This is a genomic window from Nocardioides mangrovi (assembly GCF_020073815.1).
Taxonomy (GTDB): Bacteria; Actinomycetota; Actinomycetes; order Propionibacteriales; family Nocardioidaceae; genus Nocardioides; species Nocardioides mangrovi.
The window spans coordinates 206,907-231,360 of sequence record NZ_JAIQZJ010000001.1; the positions used below are offsets into that span (position 1 = coordinate 206,907).

Here is a 24,454-nt window from a genome sequence, read left to right on the forward strand (position 1 = left end):
CTCGGCTGCCCAGCAGGAGTGTCATGACCGCCCAGGCCAGCAAGACCACGGACGCGAGCTTCGTGGACCACCTGACCCAGAACTTCGCCCTCCAGTTCCTGGACCGCGTCGCTGCCTCCGGCCCGCACGAGGCCTTCCGCTACCCCCGGGGCGAGACGTGGGAGTCCGTCACCTGGACCCAGGCGGGCGAGATCGTGCACCGCCTCGCGGCCGGCCTGCTCTCGCTCGGCATCCAGCCCGAGCAGCGCGTCGGGATCGCGTCCGGCACCCGCTACGAGTGGATCCTCGCCGACCTCGCGGTGATGTGCGCCGGCGGCGCGACCACCACGGTCTACCCGACGACCAACGCCGAGGACACGACGTACATCCTCGGCGACTCGGAGTGCCACGTCGTCTTCGCCGAGGACGACGACCAGCTGGCCAAGCTGACCGCCAACAAGGGCGAGCTCCCGCACGTCTCGAAGGTCATCACCTTCGACGGCAAGGCCGACGGCGACTGGATCATCGGGATGGACGCGCTCGCCGAGCTCGGCGACGCCTACCTCGCCGAGCACCCCGGCATCGTCGAGGAGACCGCGCGGGCGATCCCGGCCGACCAGCTCGCGACGCTCATCTACACCTCCGGTACGACGGGCCGTCCCAAGGGCGTGCGGCTGCTGCACCGGTCGTGGGTCTACGAGGGCACCGCTATCCAGGTGCAGGACATCCTCGACGAGAGCGACCTGCAGTTCCTGTGGCTGCCGATGGCGCACTCCTTCGGCAAGGTGCTGCTCTCCGCCCAGCTGGCCTGCGGCTTCGCGACCGCGATCGACGGCCGGGTCGACAAGATCGTCGACAACCTGGGCGTCGTGAAGCCGACCTTCATGGGTGCCGCGCCGCGCATCTTCGAGAAGGCCTACGCCCGCATCGTCACCATGCAGGCGGCCGAGGGCGGCGCGAAGGAGAAGATCTTCAAGAGGGCCTTCGAGGTCGGCATCAAGGTCGACGAGCTCCAGCGCGACGGCAAGTCCGTGCCGCTGCTGCTCAAGGTCCAGCACGCCCTCTTCGACCGACTCGTCTTCAGCAAGGTGCGCGAGCGCTTCGGCGGCCGGGTGCGCTTCTTCATCTCCGGCTCGGCGGCGCTCAACCCCGAGATCGGCGCGTGGTTCCACGCCGCCGGCATCCTCATCCTTGAGGGCTACGGCATGACCGAGAACGCCGCCGGCGCCACGGTCAACCACCCCGACGACTACAAGATGGGCACCGTCGGCCCCGCGCTGCCGGGCGCCGAGGTGAAGATCGGCGAGAACGACGAGGTCATGCTGCGCGGCCCGCACGTCATGGCCGGCTACCACAACCTCCCCGAGGAGACCGCCGCGACGCTGACCGAGGACGGCTGGCTGCACACCGGCGACAAGGGCAGCCTCGACGCCGACGGCTTCCTCACCATCACCGGCCGGATCAAGGACCTCTTCAAGACCTCGGGCGGCAAGTACGTCGCGCCGCCGGCGCTGGAGTCGAAGTTCAAGGCGATCTGCCCCTACGTCAGCCAGTTCCTGGTCTTCGGCAACGAGCGCAACTTCGTCTCCGCGCTGATCACCCTCGACCCCGACTCGATGGCCGGCTGGGCCGAGGAGAACGGCATGGTCGGCGCGTCGTACACCGACATCGTGCGCTCCGACGCCGTGGAGAAGATGGTGGGGGAGTACGTCGACGAGCTCAACGGCAAGCTCAACCGCTGGGAGACCGTGAAGAAGTGGAAGATCCTCGACCACGACCTCACCATCGAGTCCGGTGAGCTGACCCCCTCGATGAAGGTGAAGCGCAACGTCGTCGAGTCCAACTACCAGGACGTCATCGACTCCTTCTACAGTTGACCTGTTCGAACAAGTGTTCGATCATGGAGTGTGACCGCCGCTCCTGATGCCCTCGACACCCTGGCTGCCCTGCGCACCCAGATGTCGCGGCTGGAGGCGGGCACCATCGCACCGCCGCTGGAGACCCACCCGGCCCTGGCCGGGCTGGTCCAGCTGCGGGCGGGGGCGGCCTACTCCGTCGACAGCGCGACGCTGGCGCTGGCGCTGCTGGCCGGCCCGTCCCGGGCCGGGGCGTGGAGCGGCGTGGTGGGGGTGCGCGACTTCGGTGCCGAGGCGGCCGCCGCGCTCGGGGTCGACCTCGGCCGCACCGTGCTGGTGCCGGACCCGGGGGAGCAGTGGCTCGAGGTCACCGCGGCCCTCGTCGACGTCGCGACCGTGGTCGTCGTGCAGCCCGCCGGCCGGGTCGCGCCCGGCACCGCGGAGAAGCTCGCCGCCCGGCTCCGCAAGCGTGGCGCCGCGCTGGTCGCCCTCGAGCGCACCCGCGGCGACTGGCCGCGCTGCGAGGTGCGGCTGACCACCCGTGCGCCGGCGTGGAGCGGGGTGGGCGAGGGCCACGGCCACCTCCGGTCCCGGCGCCTCCTGGTCGAGGCGCAGCGGGGGACGGCGCCGCCGCGGCGGGGCGCGCTGTGGTTCCCCGCCGAGGACCAGACCTGGCGCCGGGCCGAGTCGCCCGTGGCGCTCGCGCCGGAGGTCGAGGTGGCCAGCTGATGGGCCGCGTGATGGTCGTCTGGTGCCCCGACTGGCCGGTGGTCGCGGCGCTCGCCGAGGCCGGGTTGCCGACCCACCTGCCGGCCGCGGTCTTCCATGCCAACACCGTCGTCGCCTGCACGGCCGCCGCCCGCTCCTCCGGCGTACGCCGGGGCATGCGCCGCCGCGACGCCCAGGGTCGCTGCCCCGAGCTGCTGGTCCACCCGGCCAACCCCGACCGCGACACCCGCGCCTTCGAGCCGGTGCTCGCGGCGGTCGAGGAGCAGCACCCCGGCGTCTCGCCGCTGCGTCCCGGGCTGGCCGCGCTCCGGGCGCCCGGTCGCTTCCACGGTGGCGAGGCGCCCGGTGCCGCGCTGCTCGCCGAGCGGCTGGTCGGGGTCGGGATCTGGGACTGCCGGTTCGGCGCCGCCGACGAGCTCTTCACCGCCGAGCAGGCCGCCCGTCGTGCCGAGCGGCAGGACTGCCTGGTCATCGAGCCGGGGGAGTCGGTGGGCTTCCTGCGCGGGCTGTCGGTCGAGTCGCTCGACGACCTCGAGGGCGGCCGCGACGCCGTCAGCCTGCTGCGCCGCCTGGGGATCCGGAGCCTGGGCGAGCTCGCGGACCTGTCCGCGACCGACGTCCGCGACCGGTTCGGGCGGCAGGTCGCCTGGGTGCACCGGGTGCTCGGCGGCGACGGCGCCGTCCCGCTCGCCACCCGCACCCCGCCGCCCGAGCTCGCCTGCCACGTCGACTTCGAGCCGCCGCTCGACAACGCCGAGACGATCGGCTTCAGCGTCCGGCAGACCGTCGACCGGTTCGTGGAGGGGCTGGCCGGCCACGGCCTGGTCTGCACCGAGGTGCTCGTCGAGGCGCGCTGCGAGGGTCACGCCGAGCCGGCATCCGCTCGGGTGTGGCTGCACCCGCGCTGGTTCGGGTCGGCCGAGCTGGTCGACCGGGTCCACTGGCAGCTCCAAGGAGGGTTCCGCGCCGGTGAGGTCACCGCGCCCGTCGACCGGGTCGCCTTCACCCCGCTGACCGTCGTGCCCGACGCCGTCCACGCCGACGGGCTCTGGGGCGGCACCGACGAGCGGGTCGAGCGCGGCATCGCCCGGGTGCAGGGGATGCTCGGCCACGAGGCCGTCGTCCGTCCGGTCGTCCAGGGCGGCCGCGGCCCCGCCGACCGGCAGGCGCTGGTGCCCTGGGGCGAGCGGCCCACCGGGCTGCGCGACCCGGGGCTGCCGTGGCCGGGCAGCATCCCGCCGCCCGCGCCGGCCCGGGTCTTCGCCGAGCCGCGCCCGGCAGGAATGGTCACCCACCTCCGCCAGCCGGTGAGCGTCGACCCGCGCGGCGCGGTCGTCGGCGAGCCCGCCCGCTTCCGCACCGACCCTGCCGCCGACTGGCAGCCGGTCGCCGCGTGGGCCGGCCCGTGGCCGGTCGAGGAGCTGTGGTGGGAGACCGACCCGAGACGGATCGCCCGCTTCCAGGTGGTCGGCGCCGACGGGCGCGCGTGGCTGCTGACCTGGTCGGAGCCCGATCAGTGGTGGACCGAGGCGGCGTATGACTGAGGGAGACGACTGATGGGCTTCGCCAACCCGCCGATCTCCTGGGGTGAGCTGGAGAAGAGGCTCTCCGGCCGCACCCACACGCCGCAGGACCCCGAGGCGCCGATCTCGACCCGCAAGCGCAAGCGGGTGGCCGAGGACCTGGACCGGCCGACCGGCCCGGTCACGCCGTACGCCGAGCTGCACTGCCACTCCAGCTTCAGCTTCCTCGACGGCGCGAGCGGCCCCGACCACCTGGTCAAGGAGGCGATCCGGCTCGGGCTGCACGCGCTCGCCCTCACCGACCACGACGGCTTCTACGGCGCGCCGCTCTTCGCCGAGACTGCCCAGCTGCACGGCGGGCTCGCGACGATCTACGGCGCCGAGCTCTCCCTCGGGCTCACCAAGCCGCAGAACGGCGTCGCCGACCCCGAGGGCAGCCACCTGCTCGTCCTGGCCCGTGGGGTCGAGGGCTACCACCGGCTGGCCGCCGCGATCACCGACGCGCAGCTGCGCGGCGACGAGAAGGGCCGGCCGCTCTACGACCTCGACGAGCTCGCCGACCGCGGCCGCGGGCACTGGCTGGTGCTCACCGGCTGCCGCAAGGGCGCCGTACGCCAGGCGCTGACGCGGCACGGGTCCGGCGGTCCGTCGTACGCCGCCGACGAGCTCGACCGGCTGACCGCCCGCTTCGGCCACGAGCACGTCGTCGTCGAGCTGACCGACCACGGCCACCCGACCGACTCGGCCCACAACGACCTGCTCGCCCGGCTCTCCGTCGACCACGGGCTGCCCTACGTCGCGACCAACAACGTCCACCACGCGCGGCCCGAGCAGCACCGCATCGCGGCGGCGATGGCCGCCGTACGGGCCCGGCGGAGCCTGGCCGAGATGGACGGCTGGCTGCCGGCCGCGGGCGCCGCGTGCCTGCGGTCGGGGGAGGAGATGGCGCGCCGGTTCGTCCGCTACCCCGGCGCGGTCGCGCGCAGCGTGCAGCTGGCCGACGAGGTCGCCTTCGACCTGCAGAAGGCGAGCCCGCGGCTGCCGAAGTTCGTCCCCGACGGGTGGACCCCGTCCGGCTGGCTGCGCGAGCTGACCGAGCGGGGCTTCGCCCAGCGCTACGCCGGCACCGGCCTGGAGGAGCGCGCCCGCGAGCGGGTCGAGCACGAGCTGCGGATCATCGCCGAGAAGGACTTCGACGGCTACTTCGTGATCGTCCACGACATCGTCGAGTTCGCGCGCAGCCAGGGGATCCTCTGCCAGGGCAGGGGATCGGCCGCCAGCTCCGCGGTCTGCTACGCCCTCGGCATCACCGCCGTCGACTCCGTCTTCTACGACCTGCCCTTCGAGCGGTTCATCTCCCAGCACCGCGAGGAGGAGCCCGACATCGACGTCGACTTCGACTCCGACCGGCGCGAGGAGGTGATCCAGTGGGTCTACGACAAGTACGGCCGCCACAACGCCGCGCAGGTCGCCAACGTCGTCGGCTACCGACCCAAGATGGCGGTCCGCGACGCCGCCAAGGCGCTCGGCCACTCGCCGGGCCAGCAGGACGCCTGGTCCAAGCAGGTCACCTCGTGGACGACCGTCGCCTCGCGCGACGGCGGCGAGCACGACGTACCCGCCGCCGTTGTGGAGCTGGCCAACGGCTTCCTCGGGGCGCCGCGCCACCTCGGCATCCACTCCGGCGGGATGGTGCTGACCGAGCGGCCGATCGGCGAGGTGGTGCCGATCGAGCGGGCGCGGATGGACAGGCGGACCGTGCTCCAGTGGGACAAGGACGCCTGCGAGTTCATGGGGCTGGTGAAGTTCGACCTGCTCGGGCTCGGGATGCTCAGCGCCCTCGACCACATGATGACGATCGTGCGCGATCACCTCGGCGAGCACTGGGACCTGATGACCATGCCGCGCGAGGAGGCGGCGGTCTACGACATGCTCTGCCGCGCCGACTCGGTCGGAGTCTTCCAGGTCGAGAGCCGGGCCCAGATCGGCACCCTGCCGCGGCTGCAGCCGCGCGAGTTCTACGACCTCGCGATCGAGATCGCGCTGATCCGGCCGGGCCCGATCCAGGGTGGCGCCGTCCATCCCTACGTACGCCGCGCCACCGGCCGCGAGGACATCACCTTCGCCCACCCGCTGCTCGAGCCGGTGCTCGGCCGCACCAAGGGCGTGCCGCTCTTCCAGGAGCAGCTGATGGAGATGGCGCGGGTGCTCGGCGACTGCGACCGCGACGAGGCCGACCTGCTGCGGCGGGCGATGGGCTCCAAGCGCGGCGTCGAGCGGATCGAGTCGGTCAAGGACAAGCTGATGTCCGGGATGGCCGCCAAGGGGCTCGCCGGTGCCAAGGCGGACGCGATCTACCAGCAGATCCTGTCCTTCGCGAACTTCGGCTTCGCCGAGAGCCACGCCCTCGCCTTCGCCAAGCTCGTCTACGCCAGCTCGTGGTGCAAGCTCCACTACCCGGGAGCGTTCCTCGCGGCGCTGCTGCGCGCGCAGCCGATGGGCTTCTACTCCCCGCAGTCGCTGACCCACGACGCCCGCCGGCACGGCGTCGAGGTGCTGCGGCCCGACCTGCTGGCCTCCGGCGCGACCGCCGACCTCGAGCTCGTGGGCGATCCGGGTCCCACGGGTCTCGACGCCTGCCTGACCGACGGCTCCCGCACCGAGTGGGTCCCCGGCACGCCCGACCCGACCCCGGAGCACCGGCGCGACACGTCGTACGCCGTCCGACTCGGCCTAGACGCGGTGCGCGGCATCAGCGTCGACGTCGCCCGGCGGATCGTCGCGGCGCGCGAGGAGCGGCCGTTCGCCGACCAGGCCGACCTGTCCCGGCGGGCCGGTCTCGACGCGCGGCAGCTCGAGGCGCTCGCGACGGCCGGTGTCGTCGACGAGGCGTTCACGCTGACCCGACGGCAGGCGCTGTGGAACGCCGGGTGGACCGAGGGTGAGGAGCACCTCGAGGGCATCCGGGTCGCCGGGCCGGCGCCGACGCTGCCCGACATGGACGACGTCGAGATCACCATGGCGGACCTGTGGGCCACCGGGATCACCCCGGGCGGGCACCCCTTCGAGCACCTGCGGCCGCGGCTGCGGTCGGCGGGGATCCTGTCGGTGACCGACACCATGACGTCCGAGGCCGGGCGCCGGGTGCACGTCGCCGGGCTGGTCACCCACCGCCAGCGGCCGGGCACCGCCGGTGGGGTCACCTTCCTCAACCTCGAGGACGAGACCGGGATGCTCAACGTCGTCTGCACGGTCGGGGTGTGGCGCCGCTACCGCGCGGTCGCGGCGAGCGCCGCGGGCATGGTGATCCGCGGGATGGTCGAGCGCCAGGACGGCGTCACCAACCTGGTCGCCGACCGGCTCTCCGCGATCGAGCAGGTGCACCCCGAGGCCGGCGCGGCCCTCCGCTCGCGGCACCGCTCCCGCGACTTCCACTAGCCACGCAGATGGTCGTCACAGGTTCGGCACAGGACCGGCGGGTTCTCTTCTCCCCGTGACCGGTTCCGAGCACCCGCCCGAACCCCTCGCCGGCGACCGGGCCCCCGAACCCGGGGTCCACGACCTCCCCCGAGTCGTGGACCGCGATCGCCGCCTGGGACGGCGCGGCATGCTCGGCGTCGCCGGCGCAGCCGGACTGGCCGCGCTGCTGGTGAGCTGCCTGACCGACGACCCGAGACGTCTGTCAGGCAGCTCCCAGACCCACCGACGATCTGGTGAGTAGAGGTTTTCCGCGGCTCGAGTCGCCACTTTCCGACGGTGACCGCGCGGAAAGCCTCGACTCGACCGACGGAAACCCTTGACTCGACTGTTCCTAGGATGGGGTGGTGCCGCCGCCCTCCGCCCTGCCCGCCGGGGATCCCGTGCCCGAGGACGGGGCGTTGCCGGCGGAGGCGCTGGCGGGTCTGGGGGACCGGCCGTTCGGGTTCTACGTGCACGTCCCCTTCTGCACGGTCCGGTGCGGCTACTGCGACTTCAACACCTACACCGCCGAGGAGCTCGGGCCGGCGGGCCGAGCTCCGGGCGCCTCGCGGGCGACGTACGCCGAGGCCGCGATCGCGGAGGTACGCCGCGCCCGGCAGGCGCTCGGCGACGCCGACGTCCCGGTGCAGACGGTCTTCTTCGGCGGCGGTACGCCGACGCTGCTGAGCCCGGCCGACCTGGGCAGCATCGTGGCCGCGATCGCCGGGGAGTTCGGGCTGGCCGACGACGCGGAGGTCACCACCGAGGCCAACCCCGACAGCGTCACCCGCTGGGGCCTCGAGGAGCTGCGCACGGTCGGCTTCACCCGGCTCTCCTTCGGCATGCAGTCGGCCGTCGACCACGTGCTCAAGGTCCTCGACCGCACCCACGACCCGCTCCGGGTCCCGGCGGTCGTCGACTGGGCGCGCCAGGCCGGCTTCGAGCAGCTCAGCCTCGACCTCATCTACGGCACGCCGGGGGAGTCGCTCGGGGACTGGGAGATCAGCCTCGAGGCCGCGCTGGCCTGCCGCCCCGACCACGTCTCGGCCTACTCCCTCATCGTCGAGGACGGCACCGCCCTGGCCCGCCGGGTCCGCCGCGGCGAGCTGCCGATGCCCGACGACGACGACCTCGCCGACAAGTACCTCCTCGCCGACCAGCGGCTCGGCGACGCCGGCCTCGGCTGGTACGAGGTCTCCAACTGGGCCCGCGACGACGCGAGCCGGTGCCGCCACAACCTCCTCTACTGGACCGGCGGCGACTGGTGGGGCGTCGGCCCCGGCGCCCACTCCCACGTCGGCGGCGTGCGCTGGTGGAACGTCAAGCACCCCGCGGCGTACGCCGATCGCATCGCCGCCGACCGCAGCCCGGCCCACGCCCGCGAGGTCCTCGACTCCGAGACCCGCCGGGTGGAGCGGGTGCTGCTCGAGCTGCGGCTCCGGGAGGGGCTCCCGCTCGACGTGCTGGACGCCGACGGACGCGCCGCCGTGCCGGCCCTCGTCGGCGACGGCCTGCTCCTCGAGCAGGGCGGCCGGCTGGTGCCGACCCAGCGCGGCCGGCTGCTCGCCGACGCCATCGTGCGCGACCTGCTGACCGCGTAGCCCGCCGCGCTCTACCCTGAGCGCATGACCCAAGGCCCCGAGTTCCCCGAGCAGCCGGAGCAGCCGCAGCAGCCCGAGGGACAGCAGCCCCCGCCGCCCTACGGCCAGCCCACCCCGCCGCCGTTCCCGCAGCAGGGCTACCAGCAGCCCGGCCAGCAGCCCGGCTACCCGCCGCCGCCCCAGCAGGGCTACCCGGGCATGCCCTGGGGCGCGAGCCCGCAGGCGCCGTACGGCGTCCACCCGGCCACCGGCCTGCCCTACTCCGACAAGCAGAAGCTGGTCGCCGGCCTGCTCCAGATCTTCATCGGCGGCTTCGGTGTCGGTCGCTTCTACATGGGCGACACCAAGACCGGGGTCTGGCAGATCGTGGTCACGGTCCTCACCTGCGGCGTCGGTGCCCTCTGGGGCCTGATCGACGGCATCATCATCCTGGCCGGCGACAGCGCCAAGGACGCCAACGGCCTCCCGCTGCGCCCCTGAGCCGCTCGTGACCACCTGCTCCAGCTGCGGCGTCCCGGGTCAGCCGGACGGCGCGCGCTTCTGCTTCTCCTGCGGCGCCGGCCTGCAGCCGTCGACGTGCGGCAACTGCCAGGCCGAGGTCGTGCCGGGCTCGCGCTTCTGCAGCTCCTGCGGCGCCGAGCTCGGTGCCCCCGCGGCCACGGCCGCGGTGCCGGTGGTCGCCCGGCGGGTCACGAGCGTGCTCTTCGGCGACATGGTCGGCTTCACCGCGCTCGCGGAGTCGCGTGACCAGGAGCAGGTGCGCGAGCTGCTCTCGCGCTACTTCGACGAGTGCCGCGCGATCATCGCCCGCTACGGCGGGACGGTCGAGAAGTTCATCGGCGACGCGGTGATGGCGGTCTGGGGCGTCCCGACCGCGCACGAGGACGACGCCGAGCGCGCGGTGCGCGCCGGTCTGGAGCTGGTCAACACGATCGCGGCGATGGGCTCCGACCTCGGGGCCGCCGGCCTCGCGATGCGGGTCGGCATCGTCACCGGCGAGGTCGCGGTCACCATCGGCGCCACCCACGAGGGCATGGTCGCGGGCGACGCGGTCAACACCGCCGCCCGCGTGCAGACCGCGGCCACGCCCGGTCAGGTGTGGGTCGACGAGACCACCCGGCTGCTCACCTCCTCGGCGATCACCTACGTCGACGCCGGCAGCCACCAGCTCAAGGGCAAGCTGGAGCCGGTGCCGCTCTGGTCGGTGCGCGCCGTCGTGGCCGCCGTCGGCGGCGCCCAGCGCGCCGACGGCCTCGAGGCGCCGCTGGTCGGCCGCGACCGCGAGATGCGGCTGGTCAAGGAGCTCTTCCACGGCGTCGAGGAGACCCAGCGCCCGGCCCTGCTGATCGTCGACGGCGAGGCCGGCGTCGGGAAGTCCCGCCTGGCCTGGGAGTTCGAGAAGTACGTCGACGGTCTCAGCGGCGACGTCCGGTGGCACACCGGTCGCTGCCTGTCGTACGGCGAGGGCGTGGCCTTCTACGCGCTCGCCGAGGCGATCCGCGCCCGGCTGCAGATCCTGGCCAACCACGGCGACGGGGTCGGGGTGGACGGCGACGACGACCAGGCGGCCCTGATCGCCGAGGGTCTCGACGAGCTCGGGCTCGATCCCGAGGAGCGCGCCTGGCTCGAGCCCCGGGTGGCCGTGCTGCTCGGCTCGGGCGGCGTCGCGTCGTACCCCCGTGAGGAGCTCTTCTCCGCCTGGACCACCTTCCTGCACCGCGTCAGCGAGACGGCGGTCGGCCCCTACGGCAAGGTCCCCGTGACGCTGCTGGTCGACGACGCGCAGTACGCCGACGACGGACTGCTCCGCTTCCTCGAGCACCTGCTCGCGGTCGGCACGTTCCCCTGCTTCGTGGCGCTGCTGACCCGGCCCGGCCTCGTCGAGGCCAACCCCGACCTGGTCACCAACCGCCGGGTCACGCTGGTCCACCTCGAGCCGCTCCCGGCGCCCGAGATGGGCCAGCTGCTCGAGGGCCTGGTCGCCGGCCTCGACACGACGGTCCGCGACGCCCTGGTCGGTCGCGCGGAGGGCATCCCGCTCTTCGCGGTCGAGACGGTCCGCTCGCTCATCGACCGTGACCTGGTCGTGCCGCGCGGCGGGCAGTACGTCCTCGCGGGCAGCGGCCCGCTCGACCTCGACGCCATCGGCGCACCCGCCTCGCTGCAGGCGCTGGTCGCGGCCCGCCTCGACAAGCTGACCGCCGAGCAGCGCCGGGTCCTGGACCGGGCCAGCATCGTGGGCCGCTCCTTCGACCGCGACGCGATCGCCGCGCTCGTGCCGGACGTCGCCGACGTCGACGAGGTGCTGGCGTCGCTGGTCCGGCTGCAGATGCTGCGCCGGGAGTCCAACCGCTTCAGCACCGAGCTCGGGATGTACCAGTTCGTGCAGGCGGTCGTGCAGCAGGTCGCCTACGGCACGCTGTCGCGCCGCGACCGCAAGGCCGGTCACCTCGCGGTGGTCGCGCTGTTCGGCGACGGTGGGCCGGCCGAGGACGTGTCGGCGATCGCCGCGCAGCACTACCTCGAGGCGATCGATGCCGTGCCGGAGGACGCCGACGTACCCGAGCTGACGGCGTCCGCGATCGCGCAGCTGCGCCGGGCCGCGGCCCGCGCCAACGGGCTCGGTGCGCCGGCCGAGGCGGCCGGTCACCTGCGCTCCGCGCTCGACCGTGCCGACGAGCCCGAGCTCCGCGCCCGCCTCGAGCTCGACCTCGCCCAGGCGCTGAAGGCCACCGGCGACATGGAGGGATCGCTCCAGCACGCCGGCCTCGCGCGCGTGGCCTTCGACGCGCTCGGCGACGAGAGCAACGCCGGCCTGGCGGTCACCGTCGAGGCCTACGCGACCGGCATCGGGATGTCGGACTTCGAGACCGGCATCGCCGCGGCCCGCGAGCGCTACGAGCGGCTCCGCGGCCGCGACGACACCGACCGGGCCGTGCTCGAGCTCAACAAGGTGCTGGTCCAGCTGCTGCTCCGCTCCGGCGGTGACTTCCGGGACCTGGTCGACGAGAAGGCCCGGATCGCCGAGCTGGTCGAGGACGACGGCGAGATCGCCGACAGCCACGTCGGCCTGGCCCTCCACCACATGCTCACCGGAAGCCGCGAGGCCGGCCGGGCCCTCTTCGAGTCGGCGGCGAGCATCGCCCGCCGGATCGGCCGCACCGACCTGCTCTCCCGCAGCCTGGCCAACCTCAACGTCACCTGGACGCCGGACGACGCCGCCCGCGCCGTCGGGGTCGGCGTCGACGCGCTCGCCGCGAGCCGCCAGTCCGGCGCGCTGCACCTGCACTCCAACGCGGCCGTCAACCTGGCCATGGCCGAGTACTTCCTCGGCGACTGGGACTCCGCGCTGTCGCACGCCGCCGAGGGCGCCTCCGACCGCGAGATCGTCGACCTGGTGGAAGGCCAGGTCGCCCGGGCCCGGGGCGAGCAGTGGCAGCCCACGCCCGAGCTCCAGCAGTCCGACGGCGGCGGCGACGAGAGCCTGCGCGCCTTCCTCGACCTGGCCCGGGCGCTGGCCACCGACGCCGGCCCCGACGCGCCCGCGGTCGCGCGGGCAGCGGCCGACCTCATGTACGACGCCACCGGCCTCTACGACGACTACACCTTCGTGTGGTGGCTCGCCTCGGAGGTCGCCCTCGAGGCGGGCGCGGTGGACGAGCTGGCCGCCATGTGCCAGCGGGTCGACGACCACCGCGACGGCCGGATCACCATCGGGCTCAAGGCCCGGAGGGCCCATGTCGCCGGTGTCCTGGCAGTCCGGGCAGGCGACGCCGACGAGGCCGAGCGCCAGCTCCGCACCGCGGTCGAGACCGGCCTGCGCTGGGGATCCGAGCCCACGGTGGCGCGGTGTCGGGCCGACCTGGCGGTGCTGCTGGCCGGGCAGGGGCGTGCCGACGAGGCACGGGTGCTGGCCGAGGAGGCGCGGGCGTCGTACGACCGGCTCGGCGCGGTCGTCTGGAGCCGTCGCCTCGACGAGGCGCTGGCGCCCGCGTCAGTGCAGTAGGTCCTCGAGCCGGTCCCGGTCGAGGACGGTCACCCGGCCGCGACCGAGCTCGATCACGCCGTCGGCGGCCAGCCGCTGGAGGATGGCGTTGACCGACGGACGGGTGCCGCCGACGAGCTCGGCGAGGTGCTCCTGGGTGAGCGGGACGGTCACTGCGCCCTGCGCGCCGTACATGGCGCTGAGCTCGAGCAGGCGGCGGTGCAGCCGCCGGTCGAGGGTGTCGTACGTCGCCTCGAGGAGCCGCGCCGACAGCTCGTCGATCCGGCGGGCCATCAGGCGCAGCAGGAGCTGGTCGGCGGCGGGGTGCCGCTGCCGGAGCTCGCGGAACGCCGAGGCCGAGAGTGCCATCGTCTCGGCGGGCTCGAGCGCGACGATCGTCGCGGTCCGCACCTGCTGCTGGCCGTCGATCAGCGACAGCTCGCCGAAGTAGTCGCCCGGGCCCAGCAGGTTGATCGTGGCGTTGTCGCCGTCGGCGGTCGAGACCCGCACGGCGAGCCGCCCGGTCGCGACCAGGTGGAGGCTGTCGGAGGGCTCGCCCTCGTGGACCAGGATCTCGCCACGGTCGTAGCGGTGCCGCCGTGCGCTGCCCAGCACCTGGGTGCGCTCGTCCTCGGTCAGCGAGGCGAGCAGCGGCCACTCCATGGAGGCAGTCAATCAGGCCTTCCACGCCTCGGTGAGCGTGTCGCCCGGGTTGGTCCGGGCGAGCCGGAGCCGGGCGCCGTCCACGAACGCCGCCGACGGTGTCGTCTCGGTGAGCGCGGCCAGGAAGGCCGGGCCGTCGACGCGGAGCAGCCGGCCGTCGGTCCTGGCGGTCACGGTCGCCGTCCGTGGGCTGCCGTTGAGCAGCCCGATCTCGCCGAACCACCCGCCCTCGCCCATCTGCGAGAGCAGCACGTCGCCCGCGCCGGTCGCGTCGTAGAGACCTGCGTCGACGACGTAGAACGCGTCCGCTGGCTCCCCGGCGCGGATCACGGTGTGGCCGGCCGCGACGTCGACGTACGCCGCGGCCCCGGCGAGCTCGGTCATCGCGCCGTCGCCGACGGCCTCGAAGACGGCGCAGCCATCGAGCAGGGAGATCGCGGGCGCGAGCGCGGCGCGGCGCTCGGCGGCCTGCCGGTCCATGCGCGCCAGCCACGGCCAGCCGGCGAGCGAGACGACGGCGATGCCGGCGCTCGCGAACCACAGCGCGCCGTCGAGACCCCACGCGTCGACCATCGGCGGCACCATCGAGGCACCGACCAGCACCGCCAGCAGGCAGATCGCGTTGAAGGCCCCGAAGACCCGGCCGAGCACGTCGACCGGGAGGCTGCGCTGGAGCGCGGTGATCGCGAGGACGTCGACGACGAGCGTGCTCGCGCCGCGGACGACCTGCAGTGCGAAGGCCACGCTCGGCCGGTCGACCACGAGGAAGGCCAGCGTGGGCAGGCAGTAGCCGACCATGCCGAGCAGCACCACGGGGGCGAGGCGGGGGAGCCGCTCGAGGCGGGTGACGACGGGTGCCGCGAGCACGCCGCCGACGCCGAGGCCGGCGAGCAGGTAGCCGTAGCCCTCCGGGCCGGTGCCGAGCCGCTCGTCGGAGAGCACCACGAAGAGCACGGTGTCGAGGCCGTAGACGAAGGTCGCCAGGACGCAGAAGCCGACCAGCACCAGCGCGGTCGACGAGGTGCCGATCGTCCGGACGCCGACGAGCATCTGCTGGACGGGGCCGGCGGTCCCGCCCTCGGTCACGTCGACCGGCTCGCTGCGGGTGCGCATCATCGCCACGAGCACGGCGGAGACCACGAACGAGGCCACGTTGAGCGCGACCGCGAGCCACGGGTCGGCCACGAGCAGGAGGACGGCGCCGATGCCCGGCCCCGCGACCACGCAGACGTTGTCGATGGTGTTGCGCAGCGCGTTGGCGGACCCGAGGTCCCGCTCGGGCACGAGCCGGGGCGTCATCGCCGCCGCGGCCGGCTCGTAGGCGATCCCGACGGTGGAGGTGATCGCGGCGCACAGCAGCACCGCCGCCGGCGGGGCGCCGACGGCCATGCAGAGCGCCATCGCGGCCATGGCGACCGCGCAGACCAGGTCGAGCACCACCATCAGCCGGGTCTGCTCGAAGCGCTCCGCGAGCACCCCGCCGTACGCCGAGAGCAGCAGCGCGGGCACGAACCGCACGACGGTCGCAGCGGCGATCCAGGTGGGGGAGCCGGTCTCGTGGACCAACCACACGGCGAGCGCGACGTTGTAGGCCCAGGAGCCGATCGCCGAGGTCGCGAACGCGCCGGAGAAGAGTGCGAAGTCGCGATGGCGCAGACCTGCGAGCAATCCCCCCGCCACGTCGGACTCCCTCCGGTCAGTGCCCCAATCTAGGGCTAACCTCGCCGCCGTGGAGGACTTCGACGAGGTCGTGGCCCAGGTGCGGAGCCGACTGGAGGCGGCCGCGTGCTCGTGCGCGCTGGTCACCGAGGACGGCGGCGTGGAGTACGTCGCCGCCGACGGTGAGGGCTCGGCCGAGATCCTCGGGGTGCGGCTGCCGGCCGGCCGCGGGCTCGCCGGCTGGGCCGCGACCTCGGGCCAGGCACTGGGCGTCCGCGACGTGCGGGCCGACCCGCGCTTCGCGCGCGACGTCGCCGAGTCCACCGGCTACGTGCCGGACGACCTGCTCGTCGCGCCGTTCTTCGCATCCGACGGGGCGGTCCGAGGGGTGCTCACCGTCCTCGACCCGGACCGCGACGTGTCGTCGGTGCTGCCGCTGCGCGACCTGGAGATCGCGGCCGGCCACCTCACCGACCCCGACCTGCCGGCGTGGTCGACGGAGTTCGAGGCCGGGCGCCTCGGCACCGTGCGCGGCCTGCCGATCCCCGACGTCCGCGCCTGGGCGCTCGACGGTGCGACCGGTGCCGGCGTCCGGGTCGCCGTGGTCGACAGCGGCGTCGACGCCGACCACCCGCGGGTCGGCGGGGTGGCGGGCGCGGTCGCGTTCGAGCCGGACGACGAGGCGCCGTACGGCTTCCGCACGATCGAGGGCCCGCACGAGGACCTGGTCGGCCACGGCACGGCGTGCGCCGCGATCATCCGCTCCCTGGCGCCGGACGCCGAGATCGTCAGCGTGCGGGTGCTCGGCTCGAACCTGAAGGGCCGCGGCTCGATCCTGCGCGCCGGCATCGCCTGGGCGGTCGAGCACGACATCGACGTCGCCAACCTCTCGCTGTCGAGCCGCAGCGCCACGATGTTCGGGCCGCTGCACGAGGTCGCCGACGCGGCGTTCTTCGCCGGCACGGTGCTGGTCTCGGCGGTCAACAACCTGCCCGGACCGTCCTACCCCTCGCAGTACTCCTCGGTGCTCTCCGTCGCCTCCGGTCCGGTCGCCGGGCCGGACCAGCTGCTGGCCAACCCGCGCCCGCCGGCCGAGTTCGGTGCGTACGGCGTCGACGTGGACGTCGCCTGGCTCGACCACGGCTCGACCGTCGCCACCGGCAACAGCTTCGCGGCCCCGCACGTCGCCGGCCTCGCCGCCCTCGTGCGCAGCAAGCACCCGCACCTCACGCCGTACGAGGTGAAGGCGGTGCTGCAGGCGCTCAGCGCGAACGCGACCGACGGTTAGACGACGCGGGTTTCGAGACGTCTCGCGCGTCCCTCGCAGGCTCGGTCCGCGCCGAGACCCTCAACCTCCCGACCTGGTAGCCCCGCCTTCGCAGGCTCAGGCCGGGCTGGTCGTGAAGTCGATCAGCTCCTCGACCCGGCCGAGGAGCGCGGGCTCGAGGTCCTGGTAGGAGCCCACCTTCGACAGGATGTGCTGCCAGGCGCGGGCGATGTCGGCCTGGTCGCGGTGCGGCCAGCCGAGCTGCTGGCAGATGCCCTTCTTCCACTCGATGCTGCGCGGCACGTCCGGCCAGCGCTGGAGCCCGAGGCGGTCGGGCTTCACGGCGGCCCAGATGTCGATGAAGGGGTGGCCCACGATCAGCACGTGCTGGCCGACCGCGGACCGCATGATGCCCTGCGCGATCCGGCTCTCCTTCGACCCGGGCACGAGGTGGTCGACGAGGACGCCGACCTTGCGCTCGGGGGCGGGCTTGAAGTCACGGAGCTCGTCGGCGAGGTCGTCGACGCCGCCGAGGTACTCGACCACGACGCCCTCGATGCGCAGGTCGTCGCCCCACACCTTCTCGACCAGCTCGGCGTCGTGCCGGCCCTCGACGAAGATCCGGCTCTGCCGGGCCACCCGCGCCTTGGCGCCGTGGACGGCGACCGAGCCGGACGCCGTCCGTGTCGGCTTCGCCGGTGCGCCCGCGCGGGCCGGGGCGGTCAGGATCACCGGGCGGCCCTCGAGCAGGAAGCCCGGGCCGAGCGGGAAGGTACGCCGCTTCTGCCGCCGGTCCTCGAGCGTGACGGTGTGGAGGTCGCGGTCGACCGCCACGATCTCGCCGCACCAGTCGGTGGTGACCTCCTCGACGACCGCGCCGATCTCGGCCGGTGCCTCGGTCGCGCGCCCGCGCTTCGGGGCGCGCCAGTCGCCGGAGAGGACGTCGGTGCCGTAGCGGTCGGAGGTCACCGGTCAACGCTAGGTCGGACCACCCGCGCGACCGGGGAGGGCACGCCGTCAGTCGCCGGAGTCGTCGTCCTGCTCGGCGGTCTTGCCGCCGAGCACGTCGAGCTCCTCGCGGGACTTGGTCCCCTCGGCGTCCTCGTCGAGGTCCTGGGCCAGCGGGTTGTCCTCGGTCGGCTGGAGGTCCTCGGGGAGGTCCTCGTCCGCGATGCCGGTCTCCGGCTCGTTCTCGCTCATGCCGGGTCCGTACCCCGTGATGGTCTCGATACGCAGGATTCACCGGTGCACCGGTGAATCCTGCGCTTCTCAGGCGTTGCAACGCCTGAGAAGCGACGGGGTCGCCTGAGAAGTACGCCGCCTGCGGGCGGTCAGCCCGACCGCGCTGTCTGGGCAGCTCAGATCAGCGGCAACCGCTTCTGGCTGCGGGGGAGGTGCTCGTAGCCGCGTCGTACGGCGGCCGCGAGCTCCTCGCGCGGGTAGGGCCAGTCGGCGGCTGCGAGTGCCTGGTCGACGGGGACACCGCGGCCGGCCAGGTCGCGGATCGTCTCGGCGACGATTCCGATGGCGTTGCGCTGGTCCTCGACGAAGTCGCGGTCGACGGGGGCCCCGTGGCCGGGGACGACGACGGTCGAGCCGGTGGTCAGGCTGAGCACGACGTCGAGGCTCAGCGGCCACTCCATGGGGTAGCAGTCTTCGCCGAACCCCGGGACCGCGTTGCGGGCCGCCGACTCCTCGACCAGGTCGCCGGCGAGCAGCACGTCGGCGTCCGGCACGCGCACCACCAGGTCGCCGCCGGTGTGGCCGCGTCCGGGGTGGACCAGCTCGACGAACCGGTCGCCGAGGTCGAGCGCCATCGCCGAGGAGAAGGTCCGGTCGGCGGGGACGATGGTCGTCGCCTGCACCTCGTCGCGGTGCGGGTCGTCGGGCTCGGCGTCGTAGAGGCCCTTGATCCGCTCGCCCGCGGCGACCGTCCGCTCGGCGGCGGTCTCGTGGGCGTGGATCGGGACCTCGCCGTACGACGTGCGGAACTCGCCGTTGCCGAAGGTGTGGTCGAAGTGCTCGTGGGTGTTGACGATCTCGACGACGTCGCCGACCCCGAGCCTGCGGACGTCGTCGATCACCTCGCGGGCGGCGAGACCCGAGGCATGGGTGTCGACCACCAGCAGCCCGCGCGCGCCTCCGACGAGGGTCACGTTGACGTCGAACCAGTCGTAGCGCGCGACCCAGATCCGGTCCGCGACCTCGGTGAACGGCACCCCACCACCGTAGGTGGTCCAGACCAGTTCCGTTGTGTCAGGAGTACGACAGAAGTCCCCACGGATCCGGGGGAGTCTTCCGGTGTTCGAAGCCGAGAAGCTCCCAGGAGGCAGTGATGACCAGCAACTTCCAGCCCGCGCCGGACGACCTCGACGACGTCACCGGCCACATCAAGCCCGGCCCGAAGGTCGAGGCCGACGACGACGTCACGGGCCACATGAAGCCCGGCCCGAAGGTCGAGGCCGACGACGACGTCGAGGGCCACGGCAAGGCGATCCCGCGCGTGGAGGCCGACGACGACGTCGAGGGCCACATCAAGCCCGGTCCCAAGTGACCGGTCGCTGAAGGGTTGTGCGCCCGGGTCAGCAGATCCCGGCGTGCAGCCCGCGGCGCAGCATCTCGCCCAGCTCGGTCAGCGTGCGCGCCGCCCGCGGGAAGGTCAGCACCTGTCGGTGGGCACCGTCCACGTCGACCCACTGGAGCTCGACGTTGCTCGGGGTGAGGTGGGCGAGCCGGACGCCGATCAGCTCGGCGGGCCGGGTGCTCGTGCCGAAGGACACCGCCTGGCGCAGCTCCTCCTGGTGGCACTCGTTGGCGTGCTCCACCGAACGCTGGAGATGGCCGCGGTTGAGCAGGTGCGCATGACTGCGGAACTGCTCGAGCGGGACCCGGTGCTGCCGGTCCGGGGTGCCGTGGGGGGTGCCCGGGACCGGGCGGGTCAGCAGCACGAAGCTGAGGTCGAGCGACACGACGTCGCGCACCTCGTCGCAGCAGTCGCACCGCTCGTAGCCGGTGCGCTCCAGCCGCCCGGCCAGGGTGAGCGAGTCGAGCCGGTCCGGTCCGCCCCGCGGGCCGAGCCCGCTGGTGACGGTGAGCAGCGCACTGGCGTTGCCGGCGGCCGCGCGGGCCACAGGGGAGTCCGTGCGGCACACGAACGTCGGCGTGCCGTGGTGGTCGGACACGGTCAGGTCGGCCTCGTCGTCGACGAGCCGGGCCTCGCCCTCGATCACCATGCTCACCGTGGCCGGGCAGGCCAGGATGCTGCGCGCGTCGGCGGCCAGGCGGGTCGGGTCGTCGGTCCCCTGCGTCGGGTGCTCGGTCGCGGTCACCGGTCCTCCTCGAGCTGCGGCTGCGGTGCTAGTAAGGCAAGGCTAACCTACGCGCCGATCCCGCGGCGCGCCGTACGGCGTCCACGATGTGGCCCGGAAGGCGGCCGGGTACGCTTGGCACTCCGGGCAAGCGAGTGCCAGTGACGGCTGGCGGGTCGAGGAGGCGAGCGTGCAGGAGGAGCGCAGGCTGGCCGTGCTCCGGGCCATCGTGGAGGACTACGTGGCCACCGAGGAGCCGGTCGGCTCCAAGACGCTCGTCGAGCGGCACGGGCTGGGCGTCTCGCCCGCCACGGTCCGCAACGACATGGCGGCGCTGGAGGACGAGGGCTACATCACCCAGCCCCACACCAGTGCCGGACGGGTGCCCACCGACAAGGGCTACCGGCTCTTCGTCGACCGCCTCACCACGGTCAAGCCGATGAGCGCCGCCGAGCGGCGGGCCATCGCGAGCCTGCTCGACGGCGCCGTCGACCTCGACGACGTGGTCCAGCGCTCGGTCCGGCTGCTCGCGCAGCTGACCCGGCAGGTCGCCGTCGTGCAGTACCCCACGCTCTCGCGCTCGACCGTGCGTCACGTCGAGCTGGTCGCGCTCGCGCCCAACCGGCTCCTGGTCGTGCTGATCCTCAGCACCGGCCGGGTCGAGCAGCGGCTCGTCGAGCTCGACACGGACGTCGAGGACGCGGCGCTCCTCGAGCTCAAGACCGAGGTCAACCGCGCCGCGCTCGGCGAGGTCATCGCCGACGCCGGCACCGCGCTCCGGGCGCTCGTGCCCGAGGACGACGCGAGCCCCGTGGCCCCGGTGACCCGCGCGGTCGTGGACACCCTCCTCGAGGCGATGTCCGACCACCGCTCCGACGAGCGGATCGCCGTCGGCGGTGCCGCCAACCTGGCGCGCTACGGCGACAGCTTCGACTCCGCCGTACGCCCGCTGCTCGAGGCGCTCGAGGAGCACGTCGTGCTCCTCAAGCTGCTCGGCGAGGCGAGCACGGGGGAGACGCTCACGGTCCGGATCGGCCACGAGGGCCCCTACCAGGAGCTCTCCTCGACCAGCGTCGTCGCCTCCGGCTACGGCCCGGGTGACGAGGCGTTCGCGCGGCTCGGCATCGTCGGGCCCACCCGCATGGACTACCCCGGCTCGATGGCCGCCGTACGCGCGGTCGCGCGCTACGTGTCGCGCATCCTCGACGGCGCCTGACCGGCGCCCGCCCCACCCCGTACCACCACCAGCAACGAAGGAACCACGTGAGTCAGGACCTGTACGAGCTTCTCGGTGTCGCCCGTGACGCGGACGCCGACACCATCAAGAAGGCCTACCGGCGACTGGCGCGGCAGTACCACCCCGACGTCAACCCGGACCCGGACGCCCAGGAGCGCTTCAAGGAGATCTCGCGCGCCTACGAGGTGCTCTCGGACCAGCAGAAGCGGGCGGCGTACGACCGCGGCGGCGACCCGTTCGGCGGCATGGGCGGCGGCGGCTTCGGCCAGGGTGCCGGCTTCTCCTTCACCGACATCATGGACGCCTTCTTCGGCGGTCAGGCCGGTGGCGGCCAGGGCCGTGGCCCGCGGCCACGCGAGCGGCGCGGCCAGGACGCGCTGATCCGGCTCGAGGTCGACCTCGCCGAGGCCGCGTTCGGCGTGACCCGCGAGCTCAAGGTCGACACGGCGGTGCTGTGCAGCACCTGCCACGGCGAGGGCGCCGCGCCGGGCACCCACCCGGTGCCGTGCGAGACCTGCCACGGCTCGGGCGAGGTCGCCCACGTGCAGCGGTCGTTCCTCGGCGAGATCCGCACCCTGCGTCCGTGCGCCGCCTGCCGCGGCTTCGGCACGATCATCCCGGACCCCTGCCGTGAGTGCTCGGGCGATGGACGGGTCCGCTCGCGCCGCACGCTGACCGTCAAGATCCCGGCGGGCGTCGACGACGGCACCCGCGTCCAGCTGACCGGCGAGGGCGAGGTCGGCCCGGGCGGCGGTCCGGCCGGAGACCTCTACGTCGAGATCCACGTCGCGCCGCACTCGACCTTCACCCGGCACGGCAACGACCTCCACTGCACGGTCACCCTGCCGATGACCGCCGCGGCGCTCGGCACCACGCTCACCCTCCCGACGTTGGAGGCCGACGTCGTCGAGGCCGAGGGCGAGGAGTCCGAGTCGGGCGTCGAGACCAGCTTCGAGCTCGACATCCGGGCCGGGACCCAGTCCGGGTCCGAGCACGTGCTCCGCGGCCGCGGGGTGCCGGGCCTGCGCGGCGGGCGCGGCAACCTCATCGTGACCGTCGTCGTCGAGACGCCGACCCGGCTCGACCCGCGGCAGGAGGAGCTCCTGCGCGAGCTGGCCGCGATCCGCGACGAGGAGTCGCCGACCGGTCAGGTGCGTCCGGCGCAGAAGTCGATGTTCGGCCGGATCCGCGACGCCTTCAACCAGCACTGAGCCGGCGCTGATGTCGCTCCCCGTCCACCTGGTGCCGTCGCTGGTCGGCGTCGCCGTCGGTGACGAGGTGGTCGTCGAGGGCGACGAGGCACACCACGCGGTCGCCGTACGCCGGCTCCGGGTCTGCGAGGAGGTCGTCCTCACCGACGGCGCCGGCCGGTCGGTGCAGGGCCCGGTCGCCTCGACCGGCAAGCGGGTCTTCGCGATCACCGTCGGCTCGGTGGCATCCTCCGACGCGCCGGCGCCGGCGATCGTGGTGGTGCAGGCGATCCCGAAGGGCGACCGCGGCGAGCTGGCCGTCGAGGTGCTGACCGAGGTCGGCGTCGCCGAGGTCGTCCCCTGGGCGGCCGCGCGCAGCGTGGCGGTCTGGAAGGGCGAGCGGGCCGCGAAGTCCCTCGGCCGCTGGCGCTCGACCGCCCGCGAGGCGGCCAAGCAGGCGCGGCGCACCTGGTTCCCCTCGGTGGCCGAGCTCGCGTCGACCGCCGACGTCGTCGCGCTCGTGGGCGAGGCGGACCTGGCCGTCGTGCTGCACGAGGAGGCCACGTCCTCGCTGGCCGCCCTGCCGGTCCCCACGGCCGGCCGGATCGTCGTGGTCGTCGGCCCCGAGGGCGGGCTCACCGACGACGAGGTCGCGGCGTACGTCGCCGCCGGCGCCCACTCGGTCCGCCTTGGCGCCGAGGTGCTCCGCACCTCGACCGCCGGCGTCGCCGCCGTCTCCGCCCTGCTCGCCCGCACCCCGCGCTGGGGCTGACGCGATCGGCGCTGCTGCCCCGTCTGCCCCGACTGCCCCGACTGCCCCGACTGCCGCAGGTTCACCAAGGGATGAGGGCGGACCCGCGCTTCCCTCGGTGAGCTCCGCCAGGGGAGCGCGGGTTCACCAAGGGATCGAGGCGAACCGACACCCCGCGGCGTCACCGTGATCCCTTGGTGAACCCACACCCCCGCTGGCTAGGGTCGGACCTATGGAGACTCGCAACCTCGGACGCAGCGGCCTCAAGATCACCGAGATCGCCTACGGCAACTGGCTCACCCACGGCTCGCAGGTCGAGGAGGACGCAGCGGTCGCGTGCGTGCGGCAGGCGCTGGAGGAGGGCATCACCACCTTCGACACCGCCGACGTCTACGCCAACACCGCGGCCGAGTCGGTGCTCGGCCGGGCGCTCCAGGGGGAGCGGCGCGAGGGGCTCGAGATCCTCACCAAGGTCTTCTGGCCGACCGGCCCGGGCAAGCACAACGACCACGGCCTGTCCCGCAAGCACATCCTCGAGTCGATCGACGGCTCGCTGAAGCGGCTGCAGACCGACTACGTCGACGTCTACCAGGCGCACCGGTACGACGACGAGACGCCGCTCGAGGAGACGATGGAGGCGTTCGCCGACGTCGTCCGCCAGGGCAAGGCGCTCTACATCGGCGTCTCGGAGTGGCGCGCGGACCAGATCCGCGCGGCCCACGAGCTGGCCCGCGAGCTGCGCATCTCGCTGGTGTCCAACCAGCCGCAGTACAACCTGCTCTGGCGGGTCATCGAGTCCGAGGTCGTCCCGACCTGCGAGGAGCTCGGTCTCGGCCAGGTCGTCTTCTCGCCGATCGCGCAGGGCGTGCTGACCGGCAAGTACGTGCCCGGCCAGGCGCCGCCGGAGGGCTCCCGCGCCACCGACGACAAGGGCGGCGCCGACATGGTCGGCCGCTGGATGCGTGACGACGTGCTCGAGCGGGTGCAGCGGCTCCGCCCGATCGCCGACGAGGCCGGCCTGACGATGGCCCAGCTCGCGGTCGCGTGGGTGCTGCAGAACGACAACGTCTCCTGCGCGATCATCGGCGCCAGCCGGCCCGAGCAGGTCACCGACAACGCTCGCGCCGCCGGCGTACGCCTCGACGAGGCGACGCTGACGGCGATCGACGAGGTCGTCGGCGACGTGGTCGAGCGGGACCCCGCCAAGACCCAGCAGGTACGCCGGCGCGACCTGATGAACCGGTAGG

At 73.6% G+C, this 24,454-nt stretch carries 19 protein-coding genes; 13 read left to right on the forward strand and 6 right to left on the reverse strand.

Annotated elements, in window-relative coordinates; all coding sequences use genetic code 11:
• Positions 1 to 23: 23 nt before the first annotated feature.
• From K8U61_RS00940 to K8U61_RS00970, 7 genes are all read left to right on the forward strand, one after another.
• Positions 24 to 1,856 carry an AMP-dependent synthetase/ligase gene (locus K8U61_RS00940; protein WP_224121082.1) on the forward strand — a complete coding sequence of 611 codons (1,833 nt, stop codon included), beginning with the start codon at positions 24 to 26 and terminating at the stop codon, positions 1,854 to 1,856.
• A gap of 30 nt (positions 1,857 to 1,886) precedes the next feature.
• On the forward strand, positions 1,887 to 2,564 hold the full coding sequence (gene imuA' / locus K8U61_RS00945) for a DnaE2-dependent mutagenesis accessory factor ImuA' (protein WP_224121083.1): 678 nt from the start codon (positions 1,887 to 1,889) through the stop codon (positions 2,562 to 2,564).
• Positions 2,564 to 4,108 carry a DNA polymerase Y family protein gene (locus K8U61_RS00950; protein WP_224121084.1) on the forward strand — a complete coding sequence of 515 codons (1,545 nt, stop codon included), beginning with the start codon at positions 2,564 to 2,566 and terminating at the stop codon, positions 4,106 to 4,108. The genes imuA' and K8U61_RS00950 overlap by 1 nt, the downstream gene beginning before the upstream one ends.
• A 12-nt stretch (positions 4,109 to 4,120) precedes the next feature.
• Positions 4,121 to 7,525: an error-prone DNA polymerase gene (locus K8U61_RS00955; RefSeq protein ID WP_224121085.1), complete on the forward strand. Its 3,405-nt coding sequence runs from the start codon at positions 4,121 to 4,123 to the stop codon at positions 7,523 to 7,525.
• A 386-nt stretch (positions 7,526 to 7,911) separates the two neighbouring features.
• Positions 7,912 to 9,147, forward strand: coding sequence for a radical SAM family heme chaperone HemW (hemW, locus tag K8U61_RS00960; protein WP_224121086.1), 1,236 nt, complete (start codon positions 7,912 to 7,914; stop codon positions 9,145 to 9,147).
• Between the two features lie 24 nt (positions 9,148 to 9,171).
• Complete coding sequence (locus K8U61_RS00965) at positions 9,172 to 9,627, forward strand: TM2 domain-containing protein (protein ID WP_224121087.1); 456 nt, start codon at positions 9,172 to 9,174, stop codon at positions 9,625 to 9,627.
• A gap of 7 nt (positions 9,628 to 9,634) precedes the next feature.
• Positions 9,635 to 13,153: an adenylate/guanylate cyclase domain-containing protein gene (locus tag K8U61_RS00970; protein ID WP_224121088.1), complete on the forward strand. Its 3,519-nt coding sequence runs from the start codon at positions 9,635 to 9,637 to the stop codon at positions 13,151 to 13,153.
• On the opposite strand, the gene K8U61_RS00975 is transcribed toward K8U61_RS00970, so the two are convergent.
• Positions 13,142 to 13,795 carry a Crp/Fnr family transcriptional regulator gene (locus K8U61_RS00975; RefSeq protein ID WP_224121089.1) on the reverse strand — a complete coding sequence of 218 codons (654 nt, stop codon included), beginning with the start codon at positions 13,793 to 13,795 and terminating at the stop codon, positions 13,142 to 13,144. The two genes, K8U61_RS00970 and K8U61_RS00975, sit on opposite strands and share 12 nt — an antisense overlap.
• A gap of 12 nt (positions 13,796 to 13,807) precedes the next feature.
• Complete coding sequence (locus tag K8U61_RS00980; RefSeq protein ID WP_224121090.1) at positions 13,808 to 15,475, reverse strand: MFS transporter; 1,668 nt, start codon at positions 15,473 to 15,475, stop codon at positions 13,808 to 13,810.
• Between the two features lie 49 nt (positions 15,476 to 15,524).
• Here K8U61_RS00980 and K8U61_RS25290 point away from each other — a divergent pair, with 49 nt between their 5' ends.
• Positions 15,525 to 16,742, forward strand: coding sequence for a S8 family serine peptidase (locus K8U61_RS25290; RefSeq protein ID WP_224121091.1), 1,218 nt, complete (start codon positions 15,525 to 15,527; stop codon positions 16,740 to 16,742).
• A gap of 96 nt (positions 16,743 to 16,838) precedes the next feature.
• Here K8U61_RS25290 and K8U61_RS00990 read toward each other — a convergent pair whose 3' ends face one another.
• The 3 genes from K8U61_RS00990 to K8U61_RS01000 all read right to left on the reverse strand — a co-directional run bounded on the left by K8U61_RS00990 (position 16,839) and on the right by K8U61_RS01000 (position 18,940).
• Positions 16,839 to 17,690, reverse strand: coding sequence for a DUF3097 domain-containing protein (locus K8U61_RS00990; protein ID WP_224121092.1), 852 nt, complete (start codon positions 17,688 to 17,690; stop codon positions 16,839 to 16,841).
• 48 nt (positions 17,691 to 17,738) lie between these two features.
• Positions 17,739 to 17,921 (reverse strand): hypothetical protein, encoded by a 183-nt coding sequence (locus tag K8U61_RS00995; protein WP_224121093.1) that lies wholly within the window; start codon positions 17,919 to 17,921, stop codon positions 17,739 to 17,741.
• A gap of 158 nt (positions 17,922 to 18,079) precedes the next feature.
• Complete coding sequence (locus tag K8U61_RS01000) at positions 18,080 to 18,940, reverse strand: MBL fold metallo-hydrolase (RefSeq protein ID WP_224121094.1); 861 nt, start codon at positions 18,938 to 18,940, stop codon at positions 18,080 to 18,082.
• Positions 18,941 to 19,056: 116 nt separating this feature from the next.
• Between K8U61_RS01000 and K8U61_RS01005 the strand changes: the two genes are divergently transcribed.
• A complete protein-coding gene (locus K8U61_RS01005; protein ID WP_224121095.1) occupies positions 19,057 to 19,275 on the forward strand; it encodes a hypothetical protein in 219 nt (72 codons plus the stop codon).
• 28 nt (positions 19,276 to 19,303) lie between these two features.
• On the opposite strand, the gene K8U61_RS01010 is transcribed toward K8U61_RS01005, so the two are convergent.
• The gene (locus K8U61_RS01010) at positions 19,304 to 20,050 is read right to left on the reverse strand and encodes a hypothetical protein (protein ID WP_224121096.1); all 747 of its coding nucleotides are present in this window, start codon (positions 20,048 to 20,050) and stop codon (positions 19,304 to 19,306) included.
• Between the two features lie 169 nt (positions 20,051 to 20,219).
• On the opposite strand from K8U61_RS01010, the gene hrcA reads away from it, so the two are divergent.
• From hrcA to K8U61_RS01030, 4 genes are all read left to right on the forward strand, one after another.
• A complete protein-coding gene (gene hrcA, locus K8U61_RS01015) occupies positions 20,220 to 21,245 on the forward strand; it encodes a heat-inducible transcriptional repressor HrcA (RefSeq protein ID WP_224121097.1) in 1,026 nt (341 codons plus the stop codon).
• A 47-nt stretch (positions 21,246 to 21,292) separates the two neighbouring features.
• On the forward strand, positions 21,293 to 22,477 hold the full coding sequence (gene dnaJ, locus K8U61_RS01020; RefSeq protein ID WP_224121098.1) for a molecular chaperone DnaJ: 1,185 nt from the start codon (positions 21,293 to 21,295) through the stop codon (positions 22,475 to 22,477).
• A gap of 10 nt (positions 22,478 to 22,487) precedes the next feature.
• Complete coding sequence (locus tag K8U61_RS01025) at positions 22,488 to 23,228, forward strand: 16S rRNA (uracil(1498)-N(3))-methyltransferase (RefSeq protein ID WP_224121099.1); 741 nt, start codon at positions 22,488 to 22,490, stop codon at positions 23,226 to 23,228.
• Between the two features lie 211 nt (positions 23,229 to 23,439).
• Complete coding sequence (locus K8U61_RS01030; RefSeq protein WP_224121100.1) at positions 23,440 to 24,453, forward strand: aldo/keto reductase family protein; 1,014 nt, start codon at positions 23,440 to 23,442, stop codon at positions 24,451 to 24,453.
• Position 24,454 lies beyond the last annotated feature (1 nt).

Excerpts from the sequence above, each read along its gene's own strand:
- K8U61_RS00940 (WP_224121082.1), top strand. The coding sequence starts at position 24 with ATGACCGCCCAGGCCAGCAAGACCACGGACGCGAGCTTCGTGGACCAC.
- K8U61_RS01005 (WP_224121095.1), top strand. The coding sequence starts at position 19,057 with ATGACCAGCAACTTCCAGCCCGCGCCGGACGACCTCGACGACGTCACC.
- K8U61_RS00955 (WP_224121085.1), top strand. The coding sequence starts at position 4,121 with ATGGGCTTCGCCAACCCGCCGATCTCCTGGGGTGAGCTGGAGAAGAGG.
- K8U61_RS00950 (WP_224121084.1), top strand. The coding sequence starts at position 2,564 with ATGGGCCGCGTGATGGTCGTCTGGTGCCCCGACTGGCCGGTGGTCGCG.
- K8U61_RS00995 (WP_224121093.1), bottom strand. The coding sequence starts at position 17,921 with ATGAGCGAGAACGAGCCGGAGACCGGCATCGCGGACGAGGACCTCCCC.
- K8U61_RS00975 (WP_224121089.1), bottom strand. The coding sequence starts at position 13,795 with ATGGAGTGGCCGCTGCTCGCCTCGCTGACCGAGGACGAGCGCACCCAG.
- K8U61_RS01030 (WP_224121100.1), top strand. The coding sequence starts at position 23,440 with ATGGAGACTCGCAACCTCGGACGCAGCGGCCTCAAGATCACCGAGATC.
- K8U61_RS01025 (WP_224121099.1), top strand. The coding sequence starts at position 22,488 with ATGTCGCTCCCCGTCCACCTGGTGCCGTCGCTGGTCGGCGTCGCCGTC.
- K8U61_RS00965 (WP_224121087.1), top strand. The coding sequence starts at position 9,172 with ATGACCCAAGGCCCCGAGTTCCCCGAGCAGCCGGAGCAGCCGCAGCAG.